The organism is Metabacillus idriensis (assembly GCF_009674765.1).
GTDB lineage: Bacteria > Bacillota > Bacilli > Bacillales > Bacillaceae > Bacillus_P > Bacillus_P idriensis.
On record NZ_WKKF01000020.1, the window covers coordinates 13,736 to 40,571 of the forward strand.

Annotated in this window: 26 protein-coding genes and 2 tRNA genes; all 28 read right to left on the bottom strand. The window is 41.7% G+C overall.

Annotated elements, in window-relative coordinates; all coding sequences use genetic code 11:
• Positions 1-36 precede the first annotated feature (36 nt).
• Positions 37-579: a hypoxanthine phosphoribosyltransferase gene (gene hpt, locus GJU41_RS23705; RefSeq protein ID WP_070877665.1), complete on the bottom strand. Its 543-nt coding sequence runs from the start codon at positions 577-579 to the stop codon at positions 37-39.
• Between the two features lie 21 nt (positions 580-600).
• Positions 601-1,986 carry a tRNA lysidine(34) synthetase TilS gene (gene tilS / locus GJU41_RS23710; RefSeq protein WP_154319777.1) on the bottom strand — a complete coding sequence of 462 codons (1,386 nt, stop codon included), beginning with the start codon at positions 1,984-1,986 and terminating at the stop codon, positions 601-603.
• 142 nt (positions 1,987-2,128) lie between these two features.
• Entirely contained in the window at positions 2,129-3,115 is a 987-nt protein-coding gene (locus tag GJU41_RS23715) for a protein kinase domain-containing protein (protein WP_191559219.1), read from the bottom strand.
• Positions 3,081-3,818: a vWA domain-containing protein gene (locus tag GJU41_RS23720; RefSeq protein ID WP_070877663.1), complete on the bottom strand. Its 738-nt coding sequence runs from the start codon at positions 3,816-3,818 to the stop codon at positions 3,081-3,083. The genes GJU41_RS23715 and GJU41_RS23720 overlap by 35 nt, the downstream gene beginning before the upstream one ends.
• A 121-nt stretch (positions 3,819-3,939) precedes the next feature.
• The gene (gene spoIIE, locus GJU41_RS23725; RefSeq protein ID WP_070877662.1) at positions 3,940-6,420 is read right to left on the bottom strand and encodes a stage II sporulation protein E; all 2,481 of its coding nucleotides are present in this window, start codon (positions 6,418-6,420) and stop codon (positions 3,940-3,942) included.
• 206 nt (positions 6,421-6,626) lie between these two features.
• Positions 6,627-6,698 (bottom strand) — tRNA-Glu (locus tag GJU41_RS23730).
• 8 nt (positions 6,699-6,706) lie between these two features.
• Positions 6,707-6,783: transfer RNA gene (locus GJU41_RS23735), tRNA-Met, on the bottom strand.
• Positions 6,784-7,095: 312 nt separating this feature from the next.
• The gene (locus GJU41_RS23740; protein ID WP_070877661.1) at positions 7,096-7,548 is read right to left on the bottom strand and encodes a S1 domain-containing RNA-binding protein; all 453 of its coding nucleotides are present in this window, start codon (positions 7,546-7,548) and stop codon (positions 7,096-7,098) included.
• 81 nt (positions 7,549-7,629) lie between these two features.
• Entirely contained in the window at positions 7,630-8,010 is a 381-nt protein-coding gene (locus GJU41_RS23745; RefSeq protein WP_070877660.1) for an FtsB family cell division protein, read from the bottom strand.
• Between the two features lie 13 nt (positions 8,011-8,023).
• Complete coding sequence (yabQ, locus tag GJU41_RS23750; protein WP_070877659.1) at positions 8,024-8,653, bottom strand: spore cortex biosynthesis protein YabQ; 630 nt, start codon at positions 8,651-8,653, stop codon at positions 8,024-8,026.
• Positions 8,650-8,955 (bottom strand): sporulation protein YabP, encoded by a 306-nt coding sequence (yabP, locus tag GJU41_RS23755; RefSeq protein WP_070877658.1) that lies wholly within the window; start codon positions 8,953-8,955, stop codon positions 8,650-8,652. Before yabP ends, yabQ begins: the two co-directional genes overlap by 4 nt.
• Before the next feature lie 92 nt (positions 8,956-9,047).
• On the bottom strand, positions 9,048-9,311 hold the full coding sequence (locus GJU41_RS23760) for an RNA-binding S4 domain-containing protein (RefSeq protein ID WP_070877657.1): 264 nt from the start codon (positions 9,309-9,311) through the stop codon (positions 9,048-9,050).
• A 15-nt stretch (positions 9,312-9,326) separates the two neighbouring features.
• Positions 9,327-10,796, bottom strand: a complete 1,470-nt coding sequence (gene yabN, locus GJU41_RS23765; RefSeq protein ID WP_154319778.1) for a bifunctional methyltransferase/pyrophosphohydrolase YabN — start codon at positions 10,794-10,796, stop codon at positions 9,327-9,329.
• Between the two features lie 20 nt (positions 10,797-10,816).
• On the bottom strand, positions 10,817-12,409 hold the full coding sequence (locus GJU41_RS23770) for a putative polysaccharide biosynthesis protein (protein WP_070877655.1): 1,593 nt from the start codon (positions 12,407-12,409) through the stop codon (positions 10,817-10,819).
• A gap of 265 nt (positions 12,410-12,674) precedes the next feature.
• Complete coding sequence (gene spoVT, locus GJU41_RS23775; RefSeq protein WP_070877654.1) at positions 12,675-13,211, bottom strand: stage V sporulation protein T; 537 nt, start codon at positions 13,209-13,211, stop codon at positions 12,675-12,677.
• Between the two features lie 204 nt (positions 13,212-13,415).
• The gene (gene mfd, locus GJU41_RS23780; RefSeq protein WP_070877653.1) at positions 13,416-16,946 is read right to left on the bottom strand and encodes a transcription-repair coupling factor; all 3,531 of its coding nucleotides are present in this window, start codon (positions 16,944-16,946) and stop codon (positions 13,416-13,418) included.
• Positions 16,947-17,102: 156 nt separating this feature from the next.
• Positions 17,103-17,333: an anti-sigma-F factor Fin gene (fin, locus tag GJU41_RS23785; RefSeq protein ID WP_070877652.1), complete on the bottom strand. Its 231-nt coding sequence runs from the start codon at positions 17,331-17,333 to the stop codon at positions 17,103-17,105.
• A gap of 65 nt (positions 17,334-17,398) precedes the next feature.
• Positions 17,399-17,956, bottom strand: a complete 558-nt coding sequence (gene pth / locus GJU41_RS23790; RefSeq protein WP_070877651.1) for an aminoacyl-tRNA hydrolase — start codon at positions 17,954-17,956, stop codon at positions 17,399-17,401.
• Between the two features lie 209 nt (positions 17,957-18,165).
• On the bottom strand, positions 18,166-18,816 hold the full coding sequence (locus GJU41_RS23795; RefSeq protein WP_070877650.1) for a 50S ribosomal protein L25/general stress protein Ctc: 651 nt from the start codon (positions 18,814-18,816) through the stop codon (positions 18,166-18,168).
• Positions 18,817-18,997: 181 nt separating this feature from the next.
• Positions 18,998-19,951: a ribose-phosphate diphosphokinase gene (locus tag GJU41_RS23800; protein WP_070877649.1), complete on the bottom strand. Its 954-nt coding sequence runs from the start codon at positions 19,949-19,951 to the stop codon at positions 18,998-19,000.
• A 138-nt stretch (positions 19,952-20,089) separates the two neighbouring features.
• Positions 20,090-21,445, bottom strand: coding sequence for a bifunctional UDP-N-acetylglucosamine diphosphorylase/glucosamine-1-phosphate N-acetyltransferase GlmU (gene glmU / locus GJU41_RS23805; RefSeq protein ID WP_070877648.1), 1,356 nt, complete (start codon positions 21,443-21,445; stop codon positions 20,090-20,092).
• A 216-nt stretch (positions 21,446-21,661) separates the two neighbouring features.
• Positions 21,662-21,952: a septation regulator SpoVG gene (spoVG, locus tag GJU41_RS23810; RefSeq protein ID WP_070877647.1), complete on the bottom strand. Its 291-nt coding sequence runs from the start codon at positions 21,950-21,952 to the stop codon at positions 21,662-21,664.
• 216 nt (positions 21,953-22,168) lie between these two features.
• Entirely contained in the window at positions 22,169-22,546 is a 378-nt protein-coding gene (locus tag GJU41_RS23815; RefSeq protein ID WP_139149138.1) for a RidA family protein, read from the bottom strand.
• 9 nt (positions 22,547-22,555) lie between these two features.
• A complete protein-coding gene (gene purR, locus GJU41_RS23820) occupies positions 22,556-23,392 on the bottom strand; it encodes a pur operon repressor (RefSeq protein WP_070877645.1) in 837 nt (278 codons plus the stop codon).
• A gap of 55 nt (positions 23,393-23,447) precedes the next feature.
• Positions 23,448-24,317, bottom strand: coding sequence for a 4-(cytidine 5'-diphospho)-2-C-methyl-D-erythritol kinase (gene ispE, locus GJU41_RS23825; RefSeq protein WP_070877644.1), 870 nt, complete (start codon positions 24,315-24,317; stop codon positions 23,448-23,450).
• A gap of 346 nt (positions 24,318-24,663) precedes the next feature.
• Positions 24,664-24,846, bottom strand: a complete 183-nt coding sequence (locus GJU41_RS23830; protein ID WP_070877643.1) for a small, acid-soluble spore protein, alpha/beta type — start codon at positions 24,844-24,846, stop codon at positions 24,664-24,666.
• Between the two features lie 168 nt (positions 24,847-25,014).
• The gene (gene veg / locus GJU41_RS23835; RefSeq protein ID WP_070877642.1) at positions 25,015-25,284 is read right to left on the bottom strand and encodes a biofilm formation stimulator Veg; all 270 of its coding nucleotides are present in this window, start codon (positions 25,282-25,284) and stop codon (positions 25,015-25,017) included.
• 269 nt (positions 25,285-25,553) lie between these two features.
• On the bottom strand, positions 25,554-26,441 hold the full coding sequence (gene yabG, locus GJU41_RS23840; RefSeq protein ID WP_070877641.1) for a sporulation peptidase YabG: 888 nt from the start codon (positions 26,439-26,441) through the stop codon (positions 25,554-25,556).
• Positions 26,442-26,836: the final 395 nt, after the last annotated feature.

Here is a 26,836-nt window from a genome sequence, read left to right on the forward strand (position 1 = left end):
CTAATTAGCCATTTGTGTACTTGACAAAATCCAGTGTCATTTATTTTGATAAATTTCAGGCTTCAGTACGCCGATGTACGGAAGATTGCGGTAGCGTTCAATGTAATCCAAGCCATAGCCGACTACAAATGCATCCGGCACTTCAAAGCCTACATAATCCGCCTGGATATCAGCTTTGCGTCCAGTCGGTTTATCAAGCAGCGTCACAATGCTGATTGTTTTTGCTTTGCGGTAACGGAAAAGCTCAACTAAGTAGCTTAAAGTCAGTCCGCTGTCGATGATATCTTCGATGATCAAAATGTCTCTGCCTTCAACTGAAGTATCCAAATCCTTAAGGATTTTAACTTCTCCGGAAGAGACTGTAGATGTACCATAACTCGAAACATCCATGAAGTCCATTTCCAAGTATGTATCAATGTTCTTCAGCAAGTCAGCCATAAAAGGCATAGCACCTTTTAAAACACCGATTGCAAGCGGAAAACGGTCTTTGTATTCTTCCGTCAGCACTTTGCCCAATTCTTTTACTTTGACACTGATCTCTTCTTCTGTGATTAATACTTTTTCGATATCCTGCTTCATTACAAGTTGCCCCCTACAAAATCATTGCTCTTTATATTCCAGTACAACACAATCACCCTCGGTTAACCCGTATTCTTCAAAGGAAGATTTCTTTAGGCCGGGAAGCCAGAGGATATTACCGCTGCCATCTTCTAAAACAGGCCAGCTGTTTCTCTTATTGATCGGTACTTTAGCATCAATAAATATATCTTTTACTTTTTTCGTACCGTTCATGCCTTTCAGTTTGATTTTATCACCCTGCCTTCTTGTGCGGATAAGCAAGGGCTTGTTCAAAGAAGAATATGGCATGACGAACACATGGTTCCCTGACAGATCATCAGGACTCCTGTCCGAAATTTCACAAGTTATGATATACCCGTTTGGGAGGGCTGTGCGTGAAGGTATCTGCACCTGCATCTCATATGACTGGTCTGTGTTTTGTTCAAAAGTAAACAAACACGTTTTATAGGATTTGATTACTTTTAGACCGTCTGGGTAATCAAGTGAACCGGAAGGATGTTTTTGCGAGAGTAAGGACTGAAGACTCTCTATATGTATAGAAGAAAGGGAAGATGGAATATCTTCGTAAAGATAGTTTAATATTAGTTGAATACCTCTTCTTTGTAAAGGCATAGGCAGGGTTTTAAACATTTCAATATTCAGTTCGATTTCGTTCTTTTCTTTCCTTTTCAATACTGTATTCAATTTTTCTATCGTTAATTCCTGTAAGAACTGCTCATCTTCTCTAAATGTTCTGCTGAAAAACTGAAATCTCTCATGAACCTTAGGGTTTTCTTCCTTAAGAAACGGCAAAACATGTTTGCGGAAGCGATTTCTTGTATAGTCCTGCTTCTCGTTGCTTGGATCAAAACGCGGAGACAGCCCGTGTTCATGACAGTACGCAAGAATTTGATCTTTTGTAAAGGATAAGAACGGACGAATGATTTTCCCCGTGTTAAACTCACGCATTTCAGGAATTCCTGCAATTGAAGCACCAAGGCCTCCTCTTGTCATTCTCATCAAAATGGTTTCAACCTGATCATCGCCATGATGCCCTAATGCCAGAAACGCTCCATTATGTTTCTCCATTACCTTGCTGTAGAAAGAGTAGCGGCACTCTCTGGCTGCATTCTGAGCACTCATTTCCGGGTGCTTGCGGGCGAAATCAAGAACGTTCAGCTGAACAGCTTCACATAGAATTCCATTTGAACGGCAATAGCGCTTAACAAATTCCATTTCTTCTTCTGATTCTGAACCTCTAAACATATGATCCACATGAGCAGCAATGATTGAAAGACGCAAAGATTGCTGAAACCTCATAAATAGATGAAGAAGGGCGAGCGAATCAGGACCGCCTGAAACCCCAATTACAACGGTGGCATCTTTTATATCGTTTACATTAAGAAAAGTCCGGAAACGTTCTAGCATGGCATTCCTCTTTTATAGCTGAATTTAATAAGTTCTTCCTAAAACCCATCCTGTCTGAGAACGGTACATTCTAACATTCATACTATCACGCATACTTTGGCGTCTGCAAAAAAGAAGTCCCCCGTTCACACATTTATCAAATTTACATGAGATAGTGATATACGTAGAACGAATAGATAATACATAAGGCGGCAATAATCAGCATCGTTTCTGCCCATCCGCTTACTCTGCTCTTCTTTTTAACCTGCACACGCGTAGTTTTCTGTTGCTGATTCTGAGCGGGCTGTTTGACTGAAGCAGGAGGCTTTCTGCTCGGTTTTGGATAAAGAGACTGCAGAAAATCCTGTTTCATTTCAGAAGCATATTTGTATTTTCCCAAGATGGCATTTTTTAAAACGGCAGAATGCTGGCGCAGATATGGATTTGACTGAATAACAGCATCCAGCTGACTATATCCGTCTCCCTGCTTTTTAAACCGTTTAGGGTATACAGAATTAATTACGATCATAGCAGCTGCAAACAGATCATACTCAGGATCCGCCTTACGGGTCCCAAGTCCCCAGTACCCTCTGTCAAAAAAATCGGTGAACTCTTTTATCGATCTTCCCTGAAGCGTTGTTCCTCCAACATCTATAAACCTTAGCCGAACAGGCCTGTCAGCAACAATCAGATTCTCCGGCTTCAAGTCGCCGAAAACCCATCCTGCCTGATGAAGCTCCTGCAGATTGGAGAGGAGCTGAATCGTTAAAACACCAATCCACTCATGTCCATTGTTCCCGATAAAATCAAGATATTGCTTTCCTTTAATATACTCCATAACATAAAAAGGAACTTGTGTTCGAGTCCGGGGATTCATCCAATCATCTACATCAATTAAAGCAGGCCCAAGGGAATTCCCCTGGACCTTTGAAAAGTGTTTAAGGACATTCACTTCAGAAGTAATGGACATGCTGTTCTCACTGACTTTGAGAGCTGAAAGTCCATTTTTTCCCTCTGCTAAATAGACAATCCCTGTAGCACCCTGACCAAGAGCTTTCACAATCCGGTATTGCTGATGATGCCATTTTCCCTTGATAATGGTGCCTGGTGCCGCTTTACATGTTTGATTCATTGAAGTATTGTTCATCATCTGAGAGCAAACTCCTTAAAGAACGCTTTTTCTTAAATGAGTGGATGCCGTCACGAATAGCCGGGCCGGTCGGTGTAATGCCGCCTGTTGTAAGTTTAGGAAAAATAGCGGATAGAGATTCAAGTTTCGGTGTCCATTCTAAAATGGTTTCAACCTCTTCCTTTTTCCCAGGAAATACTGACACGGAAAATTGATTTTCCCCTATTCTCGAATTTAGACTGATGGATAAATCCAAAAGTGATTCTTTTACAGTTGGCAGCTTTGGCTTCATGCTTCCGCTCATATCTACTAAAATTAAAATCTCCATGCCGATCGTTTCGCCAAGCTCATCGACTACTTCCATCACCTCTCCCCGTTTTTCAGGAGAAAGCTCCTCCATCGTCACTTTCTTCCCGAGGATTTGCTGAAGTTCAGAATTGACCACCCCTTGCAGAGTTTGAGTCATCGCTTGCCTTGTCACCATTTGCACCGTTTGAGAAAGCTGATGGGCATAGACAATCTGGCTTACGCCTCCGCCAGACATAGCAATTCCTTCAATCTCATCGATTGCTTCCTGATCAATTACATTTTCTTCTACAATTCCGATCACGTTCACTGAAATTCCTTGTTCTTTCGCAAGAGCTGCCATCGCTATTGGATCTTCGCCATGATTTGAGCAGCCGTCTGTTATAAGCAGAATTTGTTTTAACTTCCCTTTATTCATTTTAATTTAGCCCCTCCTAATATCCTCATCCTCTTATCACCAAGGAAATAATGTACTACCATCCTCGCCAGGAAATAAGAGTTTTATACTTTAGAAGGGACTTGTTTAAAGGGTGCTTCTTCTACATCACATTCTGTTTTTTATAGTGCTTGGACGTCGGTATAGAAGCCCATTTAGGAGTATTATGATCGATCTTGGCTACAACCACTGTCATATCATCCTCAATCTTGCCTGCTCTTGTCCGGATAACCTCCTCCATAATTAAATCTGCAACCTCCTGCGGGTCCATCGTCTCTAACTCTTTAATCTTTCTCTTCATCCATAAATCATGATTCTCCACATGCTTTGGCCCTTCAAAGATGCCGTCGCTCATCATAATCAGAAGGTCTCCAGCCTTCAGCTGCTCCCCAACCACATCGACATCAAATTCATCGATTATTCCCATCGGCAGATTGCTCGCTTGAATTTTCATAATTGTATCGCCGCGTTTAATGAAGCTTGGAGTCGATCCAATCTTTAAAAACTTGCAGGTTGCATCCTGCAGATCCACAATAGCCAGATCAAGCGTTGAAAAGATTTCATCTGTGGTTCTCAAAGATAAAATGGAATTTATTGTCTTGATTGCCACTTTTTCCTCAATTCCGGACTGCAAAATCTTTTGGAGCAGCTTGATCGTCTCATTACTCTCGAAGTGGGCCCTCACCCCATTCCCCATTCCGTCGCTGATCGCAATTGCATACTTTCCAAAGCCAAGTTCAATCGTTGAATAACTGTCTCCTGAAACAAGACCTCCTCCTTTTGCGGCATGAGCTACACCGGAATCAACTCTATATGTTCTCGAAGAACCAAAGGACACGTGACAGTATCCGTTCGGATAGCTCGAGCATTCTTCATGTTTGACGATCACTGACTCTTCCAGAATATCAGAGAGCATTGGTGCGATAATCTTCTCGCACTCACCGTGTCCATTGCAAAATGGAATGCTCATCTCGATATCAACGTTCCCCTGTTCCAGGCTGTAAATATCCACATGGCCGATTTCAATCCCAAAGCTTTGGAGCGCCTCAAGGATTTGTTCCTCCTGAACAAAATGGTTTTCCCTCTCCCGTTTTATTTCCTTAGCAAAATCCTCCATGACCTGCGAAACGCCCATCAGCTGTTCCGCTACAAGCCTTCTGCTCTCCTGCACCTGCTCTTTTAACTTTTCATTCGCGTCATAATAGTTGATTTCCTGATCAATAGCCTCCTCTACTTTCTTTGGTTTTGAACAATATCTCTCAAATTCCTTTTTTAATTTCCGATTGCTATGATACGTATTCTGTTTGCTTTCATGCATAATTGTCTTCATAAAATCATAGGTTGTATCAAAGTTCTGCACCCAGCACCTTTCTTTTTTGAAACAGGTCTGGCAGGTTTTTTCTGTTATCGTGCTTAAAAACAAGTCGGTCCCCCTTTGATCTTCTGACTCTTCACTTTTCTCATAGAATGTGACAAAGCTCTCTGAAAGGGCATGGAATACTTGAGAGAATTGATCTACCCGATGCGCTGTTACATCCCTGATTTTTCTTACATACTGCTGCTGTTCCTGTGTATGTTCGTTTGTTCCTGGAATATGCTTGGCTAATTTATTTGTAATTGCCTTTGGTGTTAATAGAAATAACCCAATGGCAATGAGTGATTCTGATAAGTTTATCATCAGGTCGTTTGACCCTTCACCGTAAAGTGAAATCAGCAGAGAGCCGATTAACAGACCAATGGCCGCCCCAAACTTCTGCCCTTCTTTTAAGAGCCCTCCAAGCAGGCCTGAGAAGGCAAGGAGACTCATTTGATAGAGATTGCCGACATTGGCAAGACTCAGGATTAAACCGGTTACAACACCAACTGTACACCCAATGCTGGATCCTCCAATAAAAGCAAACAGAAGGACAATATATCTCGATAGAATATGTTCTGCCTGCAGCTCCTGGTAAGTAACTCCGACAAAACCGGTCAGCACGGAAGCAAGCAGAATCATAATGCAGATGATTTCTTCTATTTTAAGAGACTGCTTGTACTTTCTGGCAGATATAAGAGGCAGGCTCTGCATAAAGATAAGTGTCAGGATAAACGCAAGTCCTGACTCAACCCCTGCCATCATATAATCGTACAGCGTGAGCGAGCCCTGCAAATAGAAGTAACCGATTCTAGTCAACATCATCGAGATGAAAACAACAAACGGCAATGCTTTCATTTTATCTTTATAGAATAGAGAGATTACTTTTTTCATGATCAGAAAGATAAGAATAGAGGCTGTAACAAATAGGGAGGTCTGCCACGATATGGTGACAGCTCCTGAGATCAGAGCAAGCGAGGAGAATAGCGCTTTATCTTTTTTCATTAAAAGAACAGCGCCAAAGAACGGCAGTGCAAATGGAAGTACTTCCGTTAGAATAAGCGCCCTTCCCAGCAGAAAGCCGATCAGCACATAAAGAAGACCTTTATGCAAAAAGAGCAGCTGCAATCTTGTTCCCAAACGATGAACAGAACGATTAAACCATTGATGCGTCCTCTCAAGATTCACTTCCGTCATGGGCTCGATAACCCTTCTTTCTACCTTTTCCATATTTTCATTCCCCCACTTTTTAATGTTGTGGTTATTATATCGAAGGCAAAAAAAAGATTTTGTCAAAAGAAGGAAGCTCATCCCAAGAAACGTTCGACTGTTTTTTTGAATAGCGACAAAATGCCCGAAAAAGCTTTTTATTTTTATAAAAGCAAAACAAAAAAACCCTGATTTTCCATTAAGGAAAATCAGGGTTTTCAAAGTGATGACCCGTACGGGATTCGAACCCGTGTTACCGCCGTGAAAGGGCGGTGTCTTAACCGCTTGACCAACGGGCCGGAAAAAATGGTAGCGGCGGAGGGAGTCGAACCCACGACCTCACGGGTATGAACCGTACGCTCTAGCCAGCTGAGCTACACCGCCATTTTAACTGCCAAATGTTATAAGGCACAAGATATATAATACAAAGGATTTCGACTTTCGTCAACAAAAAATAGAAAGTTGAAATATTCAGTAAACATTGTCGGAATAAAAAGGGTCTATTTTTGAAAATCATTCACTTATTTTGATTGATCGGATAAAGAAATGCAGCTTTGTCTCAAGAACAGTCCCGGTCACTCAGTTCAGCTAGCATCCTGGCATTCTAATCATTAAATAAAAAGAGCCATAAAAAAAGAAAGCACATTCCCATGTACTTTCTCTGCCGTTTCAGCATTTATATCAGATAGCAGCAAGTTAACCTCTTCTTGCTCCGCGACCGCCGCGCTTTGATTCTGTATTGCGTTTAAGTGATGATAAGCGATCCTCACTGTCTTTTAAGAACCTGCTCATCTTTTGCTCGAAATTCTCCTTAGGGCGGAATTCATTTGTGTTCGTTCTGCCTCTTGGACGATCTGAGCGGTTTGGACGGTCTGAGCGATTCGGGCGTTCTGAACGTTCTGGGCGCTCAGGACGATCAATTGCCTTTTTAATTGACAAGCCAATTTTTCCGTCTTTCTCTACATTGATGACTTTAACGGTTACCTCGTCACCGACTTTTAAGTGATCGTTAATATCTTTCACATAATTATCAGCAACTTCACTGATGTGGACGAGTCCTGTAGTGCCACCCGAAAGCTCTACGAACGCTCCGAAATTTGTAATGCCCGTTACCTTACCTTGTAACTTGCTGCCAACTTCTATCGACATAAAAAAAATGCTCCTCCTTAATAAACATAAAAAACTCATTTATTTAATTATACATAATCCAAAAATCAAGTGTCAACAACACTACTCTTTATCTTTTTTTGGCAACGTGAAGATAATCTCGTTGTCTTCCGATAAAAAATAGTCCCGACGAGCAATTTTAGCAATATACTCATCATCATTCAACTTTACGATCTCTTCCTCTAATACCTTTTCATCTTTTTGAAGCTCCGTTAATTGAGTTTTAAGTTCTTTCTTTTGATGAACCTTCTCATTAATGGCACTTGATTGAGATATGAGAGTCGTTAATACGATAACAGAAGTTACCGCCGCAATCAATCCAAATAATGTAAGCCGCCTGATCAATCCTCGTTTTCGCCTTTTTAAAATCTGATCTTTCCGCTCCTGCTGCTGCATATATTGTGATTGAAGCTGCGTAATTTTCCGATCTTTAGCGAGACTCATTCATTAGCCTCCTTTATTTCTTCTTTTTCCACGAAATCCATAAGTTACCACTCTTATTCTTGATTTTCTCATAAAATCCTGCTGTTTTCTTGAAAAACCTGTAAAAAAAGTTTCTGATGGACAAAGGTATCAGTCTCCACAATCCTTTCAAGATCCAAAAAACGGGAGATAACAGCACCTTTGCAATAAGAAAAACCACTCTTGCCATCCATTTTAACAAGTTCCATAAAAAAATGACAAGTCCGCTTATAATCGCTGTCAATAAATTTAAAATGCCAATAATGGGCTTCACCAATAAGAAGTTCCCCATCTTCAGCACCGTTTTATAAATACCGACTGCACACTTAATGATGAATTCGAGAAGCGCTAAGTAAATACCCTTGATCAAGCTCTGATAAGCTGCATATCCGCACAGCAGGGCAAGCAGAATGTAGATGCGGAATTCTCCTTCATTCACGTTCAGGAGAACATAAAATAAAAGGAGGCCCTGAACGAGCCAAAATAAGATGTCATTTATGAAAACGACCCATTTGGCTCTTCTCGGCCGCATTAGAAAGCGGCCGTAAGTATCAAGAGAAGCGCCAATAAAACAGCCTGAACAAACCATGGAAAGCATCGTCAGGAATTGAGTGGAGAGCGTCATTTAAACAACTTGCTAAAGAGTCCTTTAGCTTTCTCCGTCTGATGCTCATCGAGATAGACGAGATCAAAAATTCTCCCTTTTATCGAGACGATCCCTTTATCAACGTCCAAATTTTTCATTTGGAGATTCTCACCGCGGATGGCAAGAGCACCCATCACCGTTTCAAGCAGAAACTCTTCATTATCAAAGCTTTCCACATGTGTTACTCCTGTAATATCAAGCAGTTTACGGCCTCTCATAATAACATCATGCTCTTGGATCGTTCCCTTAGGCTGTGATTGATTATCATAATATTGATTCATTGCCAACCCCCGCATTCTTCTAAGAAATATTCTTACCTATTTCTATGAGCCGAGAATGCGAAATAGAACAAGCCCTCGTATGATATCAAATTCTATTCTTCGCTGATCTTTTCTTCTTTTACAAGAGAATACATGCCTGCAGCATCCTCTTTTTTGGATGAATCCTGCAGGTTTTCAATTTTTACCGTAATGCGCTTTTGCCCGAATCGAATCGCAAGCTCATCACCCAATTTGACAATAGAACTTGCTTTTGCAACTGTACCGTTTACCGTAATTCTTCCTTGATCAGACACTTCCTTTGCAAGTGTACGTCTTTTGATCAGTCTTGAAACCTTTAAAAATTTATCTAGTCTCATCTTTTCAGCACCCCTTCATAGCCCTTTGCTTTTTGCTTCATTCCAGTAAGAATCCATTTCTTCAATAGACATCTCTTCCAGGTTTTGATTAAGCTCATTTGCTTTTTTCTCTATATATTCAAATCGTCTTTTAAATTTATGATTGGTTGCCGATAAGGCTTCCTCAGGTTCTACATCGTAAAATCTGCCAATGTTGACCAGTGCAAAGAGGATGTCACCAAACTCTGCAAGAATTTTCGATTGATCAGCGTGTTTTTCCGCTGTTTCAGCCTTGAACTCCTGCATCTCTTCCTGAACCTTTTCCCATGCTGACTCAGCATGATCCCAGTCAAAGCCGACTTTAGCTGCCTTCTTTTGAATATGGTAGGCTTTAGACAACGCAGGGAGTGAGCCGGCAATCGATTTCAAAAGGGACTCTTTTTCATCTGATCCCTTTTCTGCACGCTTTATCTCCTGCCAGTTTGACAGTACTTCGTCCGAACCGCTTACAACAGCCGTTGAAAAAACATGCGGATGTCTGCGGATCATTTTTTCTGTTAATGTTCTGATGACATCATCAATTGAAAACATGCCATCGTCTGAGCCAATTTGAGAATGGAGCATGACCTGAAGGAGAACATCTCCAAGCTCTTCAACCACATGTTCATCATCTCCTTCGTCAATGGCTTCAATTAACTCATAGCATTCTTCAATCAAATACTTTTTCAGAGATTGATGGGTCTGCTTCAAATCCCATGGGCACCCGTTTGGTCCTCGAAGCTCCGCAATCACCGAGCGAAGTGATGAAAATTGGTGATTCAGAATGCTCTCATCCTCTGCGGGAGGCACATACACACTTGTTAAGTTGTTAACCGACGTAACCCGGTCAAGCTCAAAGAGAGGCACCTTTACGATCTTTTGCTGACTGCTTCCGGCCGCTGTAACAATCTGAACCTCATAGTCATCAGGCAAATCTTCCATCAGCGTCAGTTTCACTTCGGAAGCAACCATTTGATCATATACCTGGCAAATAATCAGGTGCTGCCTGTAATTTAACTGCTCTCTCTTCATCGTCAGACCGTCTGCCATTTGGAATCCGTCAATCGGGTCGATTTGAAGCGCAGTAAATGTAGCATCTAAAAAGCTTTGGCCTCCTGCTATATGGATCTCATAGCCTCTCTGTCCTCCATTTTGAAGCAGCAATTGAACCGTCTGCTCTGCAACAAGGGGATGTCCAGGAACAGCGTAGATAACCTCTTTATCTTCTGCTTCCTTGTATAGCTCCAGTTCAATTTTAGCGTAAACATCGCCGAATTGATCATTCTCTTCGTAGAGGTGATCAAATGTTCTGTAATCCGGCAGTTCTGCCCGCAGTTCATCAACAACCGGATGTTCTTTTGTTCTTAAAAACAAGTGGGAGGCTGATGTAAGTGTTCGATAAACTCCAAGCGGCAAATGACTGGCATCCGAGCCCCCAAGACCTACTACTGTAATCTTTTTCACCATCATTCCATACCCCGTTTCATTTATTTTAAAAACTTCTCAAGCTTCTTTCCGCCCGGAAATGCAGCGAGTTCGTTTTTCGTAAAAATAGAAAGTTTTAAAATGGCCAATAGATAGATAACCGCTCCTGCTAAAGCACCTGATAATGATCCGATAGTAGCCGCCAATCGGTTATGATCAGCCCAATATTGATCAAAGACTGACATATATAGAGAAAGTAACGCAAGCATCAGACCTGCAGCGGCTGCTGTCTTCTGCATATCCTTCCAGCTGATGAGCATGTACCCTTTCGTTTTTAAATACCAGGCATTCAAAAGACCGATCACTGCATATGCTGCCACGGTTGCAATAGCTGCTCCCTCCGTATTCATCGACGGAACCAAAAGAATGTTTAAACCGAGTTTAACCGCGCATCCAATTACAACTGCTGCTGCCGGGAAAAAGGTAAAGCTTAGACCCTGTAAGATAGCAGACAGGGTCAGGGCATAGGATGTAAACAAAACGGATATGCCTAAAATCCCAAGCACACTGGTTCCTGATGCATCCCGGAACAGCATGATGTTTGTCGGCTCCATAATCACGATCAGTCCTGCTGCCGCCCCTGTTCCAATCACCGTGCAGATTTTCATGGAACTCGTTATTTTATCTGAAATCACTCCATCTTCATGATTCTTTTTCGCATATGATATAAGCGGAACTAATGATAAGGAAAAGGATGTTGCAACCACTGTTCCTATCTGAATCAGAGGCTGTCCCCTGTCATATATTCCTTTTAGAGCTTTGGCTGCTGACATTTCGATTCCGTTAGAGCGGAGCGCCGAATAGAGCTGCATGGCATCAATCATTTGGATGAAAATCAGCATTAAGCTTGTTATGCAAATGGTCATTGTATTGATTAATAAATACTTAATAATTGTTTTTGCGTGAATTGATGATTTCTCTATTTGAAAAAAAAGAGCTCTTCTTTTATCCTTGGCCAAAAACACGGATAATACTGCTGCTGCAGCTATTCCACCAGTCAAAGAGCCGAACAACGCTCCTTCTCCCGCCTCATACAGAGAGTAGCCATTTTGAATCAGAATATATGAAAAGAGAAGAATCGTCACAACTCTGATTCCTTGTTCTGTTACTTGGGAGAGAGCGGTAGGCAGCATAGTATCCAACCCTTGAAAATAACCCCTTGCAATAGATATAAAGGGAAGCAAAAGAAAAGTGAATGAAATAATCTTAAGCAGCGGGGCAAGCTCAGCATCGCCCATGATTTCTGAAATGTACACAGCGCCTAAATAGAGGCATAAAAAGAACAAAGCACAAACGGAAATTAAGAACAAAAAGGAAATCCTCAGGATAGAAAAAAGAGAGGAATTGTTTTCTTTATCTCCAAATTCAATGATTAATTTTGAAATAATGACCGGAAATCCGGTTGTAGCAAGCATAATAGCAATCCCGTAAAAAGGATAAACCTGCTGATATATGTAAAATCCGATGTCTCCGACAATATTTTGATAAGGCACCCTGTAAGCAGCGCTCATGATCTTTATTATAAGTCCCGAAAGTGTCAATACAAAGGCACCTTGCAGGAAGAGATTTGCTGATGTATCAGAACGGACGTCCATCGCCCAATTCCCCTTCCAATTTTAAGCTGAACGTGCCTATTATATCACAATATGTAACCCACTAGAAAAGCGGAAGCGCCCGTTTAGCTCCGACAGACAGATAAGGATCCGACAGAAAAGGCGCTTTTTGCCAATACTTTCGGATCCGTTCTGGCCGAGGAGTTGGGCGATGGAGCTAGACATCATTGTTCAAGACAATATAAATACTGTCACACAAGAAAAGGCAGCAAAAAATCGCTGCCTGATAATACGATATGAATAATGACTACTGTTCCATTTGACGAGCCAAAAATCCAGCTGCTGTTTCTACTGCCTTATGCTCGACTTCACCGACAGCCTGATCCTTTGAAAAGATCACAACAGCACCGATAGGGTCTCCATTAGCAACAATCGGTCCAACTGTGAAGGATTTAAGCTCTTCGCTTGTTCCATCTATCAATTGGATATTCCCGCCTTCTGTGTTCAGCACAGAGCTGCGTTCTTCCATTGCTTTTTCAACCTGTTCGCTAATATTTTTATTCATGTATTCCTTTTTGGAGCCGCCTGAAACTGCTATGTATGTGTCACGGTCACATATCAGCACGGGATGTCCAAGGCTGTCATATAGAGCATCGGCATATTCTTTTGCAAAATCGCCAAGCTCACTGATTGGTGAATACTTTTTCAATATGACTTCTCCGTCCCGGTCGACGAAGATTTCAAGCGGATCTCCTTCTCGGATGCGCAGGGTCCTGCGTATTTCCTTCGGTATCACCACACGGCCTAAATCATCAATACGACGTACTATACCAGTTGCTTTCATCTAATGCTGCCTCACTTTCACTTGATGATTGTGTACTCGATGATTGTTGGCGCAAGCTAAAAGTGAGCTTCTTAATGCCACAACCATCATTGCTTAGAAATAGTATTCTTCACTAAAACACGCAATATACACAATCACAGCGGAATTTTCTTGAATAGGCAGTATTTTCTTTTTCAGCTTAGACAAAAAAATCAGGTATTAAACTCAGTTTGCTGAAATCTCTTCTTTTTTTACCGCTCCTAATCCATTTAAGAGCTCTGAAGCAATCTTCAGCCATTTATCCGTATTAACGCCTTTTATTTGAATGGTGATTTTCAGTCTTTTTCCATCCATTCCGAGACCGACAGCTCTGCCGTACTTATTGCTCAGTTCAAACAGCTTCTGACCGTCAACCAGTCTGCTCGCATCTTCACTGACGTAAAGAGCCACCGTATCTTTATCCTGTTTGATCATATCAACCTTCTCTTGGACAGCAAAAACTTTAAGCTTTGCAATCTGCAGAAGATATCCTACCTCTGCAGGATAATCCCCGAATCTGTCGACGATTTCTTCCTGCAGCTCTTCTAAATCAGCTAAGGAAGCAACAGCTCTGAATCGTTTATAAATATCGATTTTCTGTCTGCCGTCTGAAATGAACTCTTCAGGCAGGTATGCATCCACTTCAAGATCAATTTCCACTTGGAATGGTTTTTCTTTCGGCCCGTCTTCTCTCCGTTCCTCGATTGCTTCCTTCAGCATTTGAGAGTAAAGATCGAAACCAACAGAATCGATGAATCCATGCTGCTGTGCACCAAGCAGATTTCCTGCTCCGCGGATAGAAAGATCGCGCATCGCAATTTTAAAGCCAGAACCAAGCTCAGTAAATTCTTTTATTGCCTGCAGACGTTTTTCTGCCACTTCGGTCAATACTTTGTCTTTTCGGTACGTAAAGTAAGCATACGCAATTCGGCTGGAACGCCCGACACGGCCTCTTAGCTGATAAAGCTGAGAGAGACCCATCTTATCTGCATCATGAACGATAAGGGTATTCACATTTGGAATATCGACACCTGTTTCAATGATGGTCGTACTGACAAGCACATCAAATTGCCCATCAAGGAAATTAAGCATCGTTGATTCAAGTTCATTCTCGGACATTTTGCCATGGGCGTATGTCACACGTGCATCAGGTACAAGCATTGAAATTTCATCCGCTTTGCGGTCAATATCGTCAACGCGGTTGTATAAAAAGTAGACTTGGCCTCCCCTTGCAAGTTCTCTTTCAATGGCTTCACGGACGAAGCCCCCATTATATTCAACGACATATGTCTGAACCGGGAACCGGTTCTCAGGCGGCGTTTCGATAACAGACAAATCGCGGACTCCAAGCATCGACATATGCAGCGTACGCGGAATAGGGGTAGCTGTTAAAGTCAGGACATCAATATTTGCCTTCATTTGTTTAATTTTCTCTTTATGCGTAACACCAAAGCGCTGCTCTTCATCGATAATCAAGAGTCCAAGCTCTTTGTACGTAACATCTTTGGATAAGAGACGGTGTGTACCAATAACCATATCAACTGTGCCATTTTTCAGGCCTTTTACCGTTTCGTTCATTTCTTTTCTTGATCTAAAACGACTTAACAAGCCTATATTAATCGGATAATCTTGAAACCTCTCTCTGACTGTTTCAAAATGCTGCTGTGCAAGGATGGTCGTCGGCACCAGGAGTGCAACCTGTTTTCCATCGGCAACTGCTTTAAATGCAGCACGGATTGCAACCTCCGTTTTACCATAGCCAACATCACCGCAAAGAAGCCGGTCCATTGGGCGTTCCCGTTCCATATCAAGCTTGATTTCATGAATGGAGCGCAGCTGATCCTCTGTTTCCTGATAAGGAAAGACGGATTCAAACTCACGCTGCATTTCGCCATCAGGCGAAAACCCGTAGCCTACACTTGCTTCCCGCTCAGCATACAGCTTGATTAAATCATCCGCTATATCCTGAACAGATGATTCAACCTTCTTCTTAACCCTCTTCCAGTCACTGCCGCCAAGCTTGTAGATCTTCGGTTCTTTCCCTTCTGAACCGACATACTTCTGGATGAGGTCAATTTGTTCAACCGGAACATACAGCTTGTCGCTGCCATGATAGCGGATATGCAGATAATCTTTGTGGACGCCATTAATTACAAGGGTTTCAATCCCTAAGTATTTACCGATTCCGTGATTTACATGAACAACATGATCTCCGACTTGCAGTTCTGAATAGCTCTTAATTCTCTCTGCATTTGATATTTTTTGGCTTTTCGGCTGCTTTTTCACTCTCTTTTTAAAGAGTTCTTCCTCTGTAATAACGGCAAGCTTCTGCATAGGGAGTTCAAATCCCGTTTGCAGATCGCCTTCCATAAGGTAGAGATTGCCAAGCTTTGGCGCCTCATTTTTCTTCAAAAAAGCAGCTGTGATGTCATAATCAGCAAGCACGCCTTCAAGCTTTTTGACTCTCTCTTCTGTTGCGCCAAGGAAAACAACCGAAAATTTGGCTTTTTTCCATCTATCAATTTCACTTTTCAATACGTGCATCTGCCCATGAAAGTTTTGCATCTGCTTACATGATACATTCAAGATATTCTGAGGACTTGTGTGCGGAACATGACGTAAAAATAAAGATAAATAGACAAGCGGATGTTTTGTTTTAGTTAGAACATCTGCATATTTATGTGACATCTGAACATCATTTACAATTTTTCCGTGCTCAAGCAGGCTAGTGTACCAGTCAGCCTCTTCTTTTTCGAGATTTTCGTACATTTCCTGAATTCTGCTGACTTCATCCATGACAACGATTGTCTGCTCATGAAAATAATCTAGTAAACTAGCAGGCTTCTCATAGAAGTATGAAAGATATTTAAACATTTCCTGATTAAACTGGCCGTTCCTTAATTGTTCAAGCTCATACCCAATATTTTCTGCCAGAACCTCTTTTTGCTTTTCATCTTTAAGACGCTTCAAGCTGTAGGCTAAACCGTTTTCCAGCTTTTGTATGCATTTAGTGATTCTGCTTTGATCCACAACGAGTTCTTCAGCTGGACCAATATGAACTTCTTTAAGCTTAGCAATCGAACGCTGGTCCTCACTGTTAAAGGAGCGGATTGAATCAATCTCGGTATCAAACAGTTCAATCCGGATCGGGTATTCTTCTGTAAGAGGATAGATATCCATAATCCCGCCTCTTAAACTGAACTCTCCTGGAGCTGAAACCATTCCGGCTCTTTCATACCCCATCGTAATTAAAGATGCCATTGTTTTTTCAAGATCCAAATCTTGTCCAAGCTTTAAGTGAAACTGATTTTCAAGCCATGCTTCCTTAGGCGGCAAGAACCTTCTGAGTGCTGCGACCGGAGCTACGATAATTCTTTTTTTATCTTGGGATAATTGATTCAGCACTTCCATTCTCTGTGCTTTTAACTCGGGACTTGCTACAGCAAGTTCAGATGCAATTAATTCGTTCACCGGATACAGCAGAACCTGATCACCGACAAGGTTGACCAGATCTTCATAGATCTTTTGCGCCTGAAACAAATTATGAGTAATCATTAAAATCGGTTTATTTGAATGCTGATAGAGTGAAGACGTGAAAACAGACCTTGCTGAGCCGGATAAGCCTGCTACGAGCTGTTCTTTCAAGCCTCCTTGAACTCCTTCAATAATTGTCTGAAAATCGTCATTATCATAAAAGTAATGCTGCAAACTTTGCAAAGGCTAAAACCTCCCCTTTTGTTAGTGATAGAAAGGCGGATGTCGATCTCTCTATTAATGGCTCGACAGGAGCAAAAAACTAGCGCCTGCACCATAAGCCCAGTTACTGGATTTAACGGAAAAATGCCTTGGTTCCTTTCGTCACCAAAGCTTTCCCTATTGAATAAAACGCTGCAGCTGATGATAGTCAGGATTTCGCTCTAATGCTTCCTGACAATCCTCGCAAATGGTTTTTACAAGTATATCGCCATTCGACTCATATGATATCATTTCTTGTCTCTCTTCCTGCGACAGGTGATGGAATCCCAGTTGTTCACTGTAAACTGAAACGCTGTCAATTGTTCCAACCTCTACGCCGCAATGACGGCATTTATAGTGTAGCGCCATTGAAAAGCCCCTCCTGAAAAGGTTTTTAAGTCTAGTATGAACCTTCAGGAGTCCGCTTATACTCTTCAGTTATATTTGTTCATCACCTGTAAAAACGGCTCTTTAATAAAGCTTTCACATGCATCTGCAGATAATGAGATTGCGTCTTTTATGCTCGGCTGTTCTTCTTTTCCAAAAGAGCCCAAAACATAATTTGAAACACTCATGCCGCCAGATGGACGGTCGATTCCAATGCGCACACGGTTAAATTCCTGTGTGTTTAAATGCTGGATCATTGATTTGATTCCATTATGTCCGCCTGCACTGCCCTTTGTTCTCAGACGTACTTTTCCAGCCGGCAAATCAAGATCATCGTAAATGACAGCAATGTCTTTATCCTCAATTTCATAATAGTCCATCAAAGGTCTGATGCACTCACCTGAGAGGTTCATATATGTAAGTGGTTTTAATAATATGATTTTCTCGCCTGAAACATGACCGATTCCAAAGATTCCGTTAAACTTTGAACGATCAAGAGGAATGTTCAATCTCTTTGAAAGTTCGTCAATCGCCATAAATCCGACATTGTGCCGCGTATCCTCATATTGCTTCCCTGGATTCCCAAGTCCAATGAATAGTTTCATTCTCGTACCTGCCTTTATTCTAGAAGTGGTATGGCTGTGCTTAAGGGTGTCCGCCTTGGCCATACTCCCTCGGGTTATGTTCAAAAAGGATGATGCGGATTGGAGCAGAGTTATCCCAATCATAATCATCACCCTAAGTTTAGTATCTTTTTTCTTTATTTAAACAATACCATAAAAAACGCAGCCATTAAATGGCTACGTTCTGCAAATTATGATTGTTTTTCGTCTTCAGAGGAACCTTCTTCGTTCTCTCTGCCTTCAGCATTATCCGGTTCGCCAGATTCCTGCTGCTCGCCGCTGTCAATTTCCTCTTCTTGCTGAGGAGGAAGGATAGAAGCAACCACTTCATCATCTTCATGATTAAATGTGTACTTGCCAGAGACCTTTACATCTTTAATTGTCAGGGTATCGTTGACGCCAAGCTCTGAAATATCCACTTCAATGGATTGCGGGATATCACCTGGTTTAGCTGTAATTGATGCCTGATACATTGGCTGCTGAAGCACTCCGCCGTCTTTTACTCCAGCTGCATCGCCTGTCAATGTAATCGGAACCTCAACTTCAACATCTTCTTTTAGGTTGACGACATGGAAATCAGCATGCACGATTTCATTTTTTAGTGGATCAGTCTGCATTTCATACAGCATGACCGAATGAGACTTTCCATTTAAATCAAGTTTTATAATCGCGTTGCGTCCTTCTTCACGCAGCGTTTTAATTAATTCAATGCTATCTAAGGAGATTGATTTTGCATCAGTTGACTTACCATAAATGACAGCAGGAACATGTCCTTGTTCACGAACCTTTCTTCTAGCCGAGTTTGTAAATTCTGTTCGTTCTTTCACTTTTAATGTTGTCATAGTCCAAAACACCTTCCTAACGATAAGTTATGTCTTATTTAATTCCCATTATTGTCAGGGTCTAAACATTTTTCTTAAGAAAAGGATGGTTTTGCCTCGGCTGCTGCTCTGGATCGCTGATTTGCTTAAAACAAAAAACACCCTCTTTGCCTGAAGGGCGTAAGGGTGTTTTTATAAAGCATTAATCAAATAGTGTGCTGACAGATTGCTCTTCATGAACGCGGATAATAGCTTCACCAATTAGAGGAGCAACTGACAGCTGTTTCAGCTTGCCAATTTTCTTCTCTTCGCCCAAAGCAATAGAATTTGTAACGACTAATTCTTTAATATTTGAGTTTTCAATACGCTCAATCGCAGGTCCTGATAAAACAGGGTGAGTACAGCAAGCATAAACTTCTGTTGCTCCGTTTTCTACTAATGCGTTAGCAGCAAGTGTAATCGTTCCAGCTGTATCAATAATATCATCAATTAATATAGCTGTTTTGCCTTCAATGTTACCTACAATGTTCATAACTTCAGCAACATTTGGTCTTGGACGGCGTTTGTCGATGATCGCAATCGGCGCTTTCAGACGGTCTGCAAGTTTGCGGGCGCGCGTTACGCCGCCATGGTCAGGCGAAACAATGACGATGTCCTTCAAGTCTTTTTCAAGGAAGTACTCTGAAAGAATCGGCACACCCATTAGATGGTCAATTAAGATGTCAAAGAATCCCTGAATTTGCGGAGCGTGCAGATCAAGAGTGATGACGCGGTCAGCGCCAGCCGTTTCAAGCAAGTTAGCAACAAGCTTAGCCGTAATCGGCTCACGAGCGCGCGCTTTGCGGTCTTGGCGTGCATAGCCATAGTAAGGCATAACAATATTGATTGTCTTAGCAGATGCACGCTTAAGCGCATCAATCATGATCAATACTTCCATCAAGTGTTCATTAACCGGAGCACTCGTTGATTGAATAACGAATACATCACAGCCGCGGATACTTTCTTCAATGTTAATTTGAACTTCCCCATCACTGAAACGAGTTACCGAACATTTACCTAAATCAACACCAACTTCATCTGCAATCTCTTTAGCTAAAGCTGTGTTTGAATTTAATGTAAAAATCTTTAAATTAGAATCTGCATAACGATTAGACATATTAAAAGGAGACCTCCACTAGGTTTTATTAATATTGAGAAGAAATTAATCTTGCGCATTGATGTCCAGCTGCTGCGCCAAACTCCTCGGTCAGAACAGATCTGCCTGTCGGAGCTGAACAAGGCGCCTCCGCTTTCTTTACTTCATGTACTCATCTTTATTGACTTGTCTTGCACGCGCAATAGAAAGCGCCTTGCCAGGTACATCATCCGTAATAGTTGAGCCTGCAGCAACATACGCGCCTTGACCAACTGTTACCGGTGCAATTAAGTTTGAATTGCAGCCTATGAAAGCTCCATCCTCAATTTTAGTAAGGAATTTATTCTTGCCGTCATAATTGACCGTAATGGATCCGCAGCCAAGGTTAACATCTGCGCCGACTTCAGCATCGCCGATATAGCTTAAATGTGAAGCTTTGCTCGCTTTGCCCATTGCTGATTTCTTGATTTCGACAAAATTGCCGATCTTCACTTCATCTGCAATAGACGATGCAGGTCTGATGTGCGCAAATGGCCCGATATTTACATCATGGCCAATTTCACTGTCATGTGCAACAGACTGGCGGATTGTTGTACGATCTCCAACCGTGCAGTCTTTCACTTCAGTATGAGGTCCAATAATGGAATCCTCCCCAATAACGGTATTGCCTGAAATGACTGTGCCAGGGTAAATCACAGTGTCACGTCCAATTTTAGCATCACTTGAGATGTATGTGTTGTCAGGATCAATAATGGAAACCCCGTTTTTCATATGAAAGGCGTTTACCCGCTTTTTCATATACTGCTCAGCTTGCGCAAGAGCTACTCTGTCATTTACTCCAAGCGTCTCTTCAAAAGATGCCGTCTGGAATGCAGAAACAATTTCATTGTTTGTTTTTAGGATTTCAATCACATCAGGAAGATAATATTCACCTTGAGAATTGTCATTTGACACTTTCTTCAGTGCATCGAAAAGAGCACGGTTGTCAAAGCAATACGTTCCGGTATTGATCTCCTTGATCAAAAGCTCTTCAGCATTTGAATCTTTGTGCTCTACAATTTTTTCAACGTGGCCTTCAGTATTTCTGACGACACGGCCGTAGCCTGCAGGATCATCTGCTTTCGCTGTAAGAATTGTAGCTTTTGCATTCATTTCTGTATGATGAGAAAGTAAAGATGCCATTGTATCTGCTGTTATTAAAGGAGTGTCTCCGCAGATAACAATAGTCGTTCCTTCTTGATCTTCTAAATGAACTGCTGCCTGCATAACAGCATGAGCCGTTCCGAGCTGTTCACTTTGAACAGCATACTGGATGCTTTCGCCTAGTTGATCTTGTACTTTTTCCGCTCCGTGACCTACTATGGCAACGATTTTGCTTAAATCTAATTTGGAAACTTCATCAACAACATGCTGAACCATTGGCTTGCCGCCTACTGGATGCAGCACTTTATAAAGCTTTGATTTCATTCTAGTGCCTTGTCCGGCAGCTAAAATTACTGCGTATCGGTTATCCATATTTAGGCCTCCAATATACCTTTTTATCCATAGAAAAATATATCTCAAATAGACCCTTATTTCAAGAAAACATATGAAAGTACATAATTTTTCATAAAATTGTCATGATATGTAAGGCTCTTTCCTTCTTTAAACAGCAATCTTAGTTTTGCCTGTAAAAAACAAAAAAGCCGAATAGGACTAAGTCCTACCCGACTTTTAAAGTGCTTCATATGATCAAGAAGCGCCCGCTTCTTCAAATTCAACTTCTAGTTCACCTAAACGATGATACTCGGCTAATACAGCCTCTTGAATTTTCCCGCGAGTTCCAGAATTAATTGGATGTGCGATATCTCGAAACTCTCCGTCTGGAGTGCGTTTGCTTGGCATTGCTACAAAAAGGCCATTGTTACCATCAATCACACGAATATCATGAACAACAAACTCATGATCCAACGTAATTGATGCAATCGCTCTCATGCGGCCTTCGGTGTTTACGCGGCGTAATCTTACGTCAGTTACTTCCATTCTGTTCACCACCTTTTCCCTGTATGAAAAACTTTAGTTAAGTTATTCAACGGAATTTTTCTTTTTCCTGCAAGATTGGGAAAATATTTTGAAAAATCAGGTGATTGTGCTCATTTTTTATTGGTGCTTTTGTTTTTGACGTTCATTCATGAGATCAAGCTGGACTTTTCACCCTGCAGATCCCTTAAAAACAATTTTCTTCTTGCAAAAAAATAATCAGTCAACAGAAGCAATAACTTCAATTTCCACCATCGCGTCTTTAGGCAATCTGGCTACTTCAACACATGAACGGGCAGGTTTATGTTCGCTGAAGTATTCGCCATACACAATGTTAAATGCAGCGAAGGTATTCATATCTTTTAAAAATACGGTTGCTTTTACGACAGTCTGCAGAGAGGCACCTGCTTCTTCAAGGACAGCTTTTAAATTTGAAAAAACCTGATGTGTCTGCTCTTCTATTGAACCATTTACCATTTCACCTTCAGGAGTGAGCGGAATTTGACCAGAACTGAAGAATAAACGGTCAATAATCATTCCCTGACAATATGGTCCAATGGCTGCCGGAGCTTTTTTTGTATCAACTTTTCTCATCATAATCTCTCCCTATAATGTTACTTGGTTTAAGAAGCGGAAGAAGTTTCCGTCCATGACATCAATTTGTTTATCTTTTACATTTACATCTGTTAATTTCACAACAGATATGTATTCATCAACAAGGCGTTCTTCTACACCTTCTGATTCAACCAGCACGCCGATTCCAGCAAGATTTGCATTAAACTCTTCAAGCATGCTGACCATTCCATTTATTGTTCCGCCGGCTTTCATAAAGTCGTCAATAATCAGGACATTTGAACCTGTCTTCAGACTTCTTTTTGATAAAACCATTGTTTGAATTCTCTTGGATGACCCTGATACATAATTGATGCTGACAGTCGGCCCTTCTGTCACCTTACTGTCTTTTCTTACAATGACAACTGGTACGTCTAGTTGATTTGCAACTGCGTAAGCAACAGGAATACCTTTTGTTGCCACAGTCATGACAATATCAATTTTCCGGTCTGCGAAAACAGATGCAAATAAACGGCCAATCTGATTGACGATCGTCGGGTTGCCAAGTATATCTGTTAAATATAAATATCCCCCAGGCAGCAGGCGTTCAGGTTTTGCCATAAGAGTGCAAAGCTCAGAAATAATTTCCTTTGCTTCGCTTACCCCGATTTTAGGAATAAATTTAACTCCTCCGGCAGCGCCCGGCACGGTTAAAAGGGAACCGATGCCCCGCTGTTCAAAGGTTTGCTTTATGATCGTCAAATCTTCACTGATTGAAGACTTGGCTGATTGGTACTGATCAGAGAAAAAAGTTAAGGGAACAAGTGCATGTGGATGTTGTAGCAAGTAATAAGTCATATCAACAAGCCTTCCACTGCGACGAAATTTCATGGAATAACCTCCAAAATCCGAATATTTTAAAGATAATATAACTTAATATACGTATTTAATCAAGGCTATTCCGTTCCCCAATCAATCTGACAGCAAATACCTGATCGCAAAAACCCCTTAATCCATTGTACACACGATGGAGCCTCGATTCATAGCGGACAAGGCCAAATACAGTAGGCCCGCTTCCGCTCATAAGGACAGCATCTGCACCAAACCGCTTCATTTGATCTTTAATATTTGCTACCTCTGGATACATCTTTAATGTAACCCCTTCGAGTACATTTCCTAAGAGGCTGCAAATCTGATCAAAATCCTGTGCCTTGATTCCTTCAATCATTCCATCTACATCAGGATGGGCAACAGCATTCAAATTCAAATTGCGGTACACATCAGCAGTGGATACTCCAATTGTCGGCTTTGCAAGCACGACCCAGCAATGAGGTGGTGTATCGATATGCTGGATTTTCTCACCTCGGCCGGTAGCAAGTGCGGTTCCGCCATACACACAGAATGAAACATCTGAACCAATCTCTGCTCCAAGCTCTGCAAGCTCATCTAAGCTGAGTCCAAGCTTCCATAATCGGTTCAGCCCTCTGAGAGTCGCAGCTGCATCACTGCTGCCTCCTGCTAGCCCGGCAGCTACAGGAATCACCTTTGTGATGGCTATAGAGACGCCTTTTTTTACACCGTACCGCTTTTTTAACAATGAAGCAGCCTGATAGGCTAAATTCCGCTGATCATCCGGAACAAACCGATTATGAGAAATGATTTTAATCTCATCAGACGCAAGCTCGACAAGCTCAACGCGATCGGCAAGGTCGATGGTTGTCATAATCATTTTCACTTCATGAAATCCATCTGTTCTCTTATGAAGGACATCGAGCGAAAGATTAATTTTAGCCGGCGCTTTCTCCAATATACGCAACATTTTCACCTACTTTTAACGAACTGAAATTATCCACATTGTACCACAAATAGAATGAATATAACGCAGTTTTCGACATTTCCGCTTAATGATGGAATATTTGAAATAACAGAGCCGGAAATGAGACATTTTTTATTATGTAAGAAAAGCGGAACCGCCCGTTTAGCGCAGGCATGACAGATAAGGATCCGACAGAAAAGGCGCTTTTTGCCAATACTTTCGGAGCCGTTCTGACCGAGGAGCCTGAGCAATTCCGCTTGCCATCGAAGCGCAAAATTTTATACTTTCTTATCTCTTTAAAAAGCCGGAGCTTGTCGCCCCGGCTTCTGCCGTCTGTTTTTAAGCTTTATGATTTATTCTGACTTGCCAAGTGCTGCTCTGCACGCTCGATCGCTCTCTTCACCATGTTTCCGGCATCACGCGATCTAATGGCACCCCATCCATCATTTTTGACCGTATCATAAAATCCCAAGTCTTTAGCCAGTTCGTATTTGAATTCATCGGACATGATTCCCTGACGTCTTCCCATCACAGAACACCCCTTTAATTTACGTCTGATCACCAAGAACTTAACCGCATAAAAAAAAGCGGCACTATTAGTATGTGCGGCTTTGTGTAAGTGTTATCCAAAATTAATACTGGCTCTGGAAAAAGATGTCCTGAATTTTATCCATAAAAAAAAGCAGCAAACTAGTGTCTACTGCCCAGCAACTGCCACTGAACCTGAAGTATCTTCAAAAAATGTTAATTGCACTGTTTCAGTTAATACATCTGCATAACTGTATGATACACGTTCAAATGCATTTTCATCTTGATCTAGTTGTACAACGAAAACAGCTGGGTACGTTTCTGTAAGAACACCTGAACGCTCAATCGTTTTTCTGCGGCCGCCGTTTGCTTTAAGCGTAAGCCGCTTTCCAAGATTAGAATCCAGGGAATTTTTAATATCGACTAAAGTTTTTGCCATTGCATCCACCTCACTAATTTCAGTATACACGATAGCCTATTTTAAGTCAAATAAAATTTAAATTATAACAGTGATAAAAGTTCGTTGTCAACAAAATATTTTCAACAAAATTCACGTTCTATCTACAAATTAGGATTAACCTAAATCTTATTTTTTATGTAAAGAAAGGAAATGATTTCTTTTACACATTGACTGCGTTTGCAATTCAATGAAATCACATAGCATACAGCAGGAAGAAAAGAACCGCTGTCTCAAAGTGGAAAGCGGCCCTAAGAATTTGATTCATCATGTCTGTGGTATGGCATGCCCGTTCGGAGGACGCCTTTTGTTTCAATGCCGCCGAGGCCCTTCTCTCTTGTTAGAGTATTGCGCAGGACATCCCAGACATTAATTCTCTCCATAAAAGGAGTAAAGCTTATTTTAGCAACTATATACACTGGGTCCAGCGCATGTATGTTTACTCGTGAGGGCGAACTCGCAAAATTCGCTCCAGCCCTGATTAAAGATTCAAAGTGAGACTGACAGGCTCCTGCAAAGATAACCAGCTGATCTAGATGAGGCACGGCTTTTCTTGCGTTGCGCACGGTCTGTACAAAGTGCTTTGAGTGCCGGTAGGCATTTAGATCATTAATCGCCCCTTTGTGCTTTGAGTAGGCATCATGACCCGTTATGACAAGGATATTAGGACGGTACTCTTCAATTAGGTCCGCTACGACATCCTGCATTTCTGTTTCTTTCACATGTACTCCAAATACAGGGACACCAACACGTTCGTATAGAGTCAGACACTTTTGAAGATACAGCGGATCGCCGTCTAAGTGCAGCACTTTTCCGGGTAAATGAAAAAACTCCTCATTATGGCTGTAACTTGCGGTTGCACCATACTCCCGCTTCTCCTGCAGCAGGCGGTAATCCTGCTTTAATAAGTAAAGAGACTGCTCAAGCATCTCCTTTTCATGCACTTTTCTCTCATTGCGTTCCCGGTCACCAATAACGGCTAAATCATCACATAATGCATCAGCGATCAGACGTACTTCTTCTCCGTATAAAATGGCAGCCCATTTTCCATCCTCTGTTTGTTTCAAGTCAATCACCCGAAACAAGACATCACATTTATATGACTTTCGGGCTACGATATCTCCAATTTTCACTTGCATGTTCTTCACTCCAAATGACCGATTCGCCGGAACTGATCTTTAAAGAGCACCGCGGACTGGTTAGGTCCTAAGGTGATGCCCATTCTATGTCTATTTCTTATAGACCCCTAAGCTAAGAACAATCCTTTTCTAGCCTATGATAATGAATAAAAAGTGTGACCCATCAGAAAAGCGGAGCCGACTGTTTAGCCCGACAGGCAGATAAGAATCCGGCAGTGAAGGCGCTTTTTGCCTTTGCTGACGGATTTGTTCTGACCGAGGGGTTAGGAGGCGGAGCTAGACAATTAGAAAAGCGGAATCGCCCGTTTAGCTCCGACTGACAGATAAGGATCCGGCTGAAAAGGCGCTTTTTGCCTTTACAGACGGAGCCGTTCTGGCCGAGGAGTTGGGCGGTG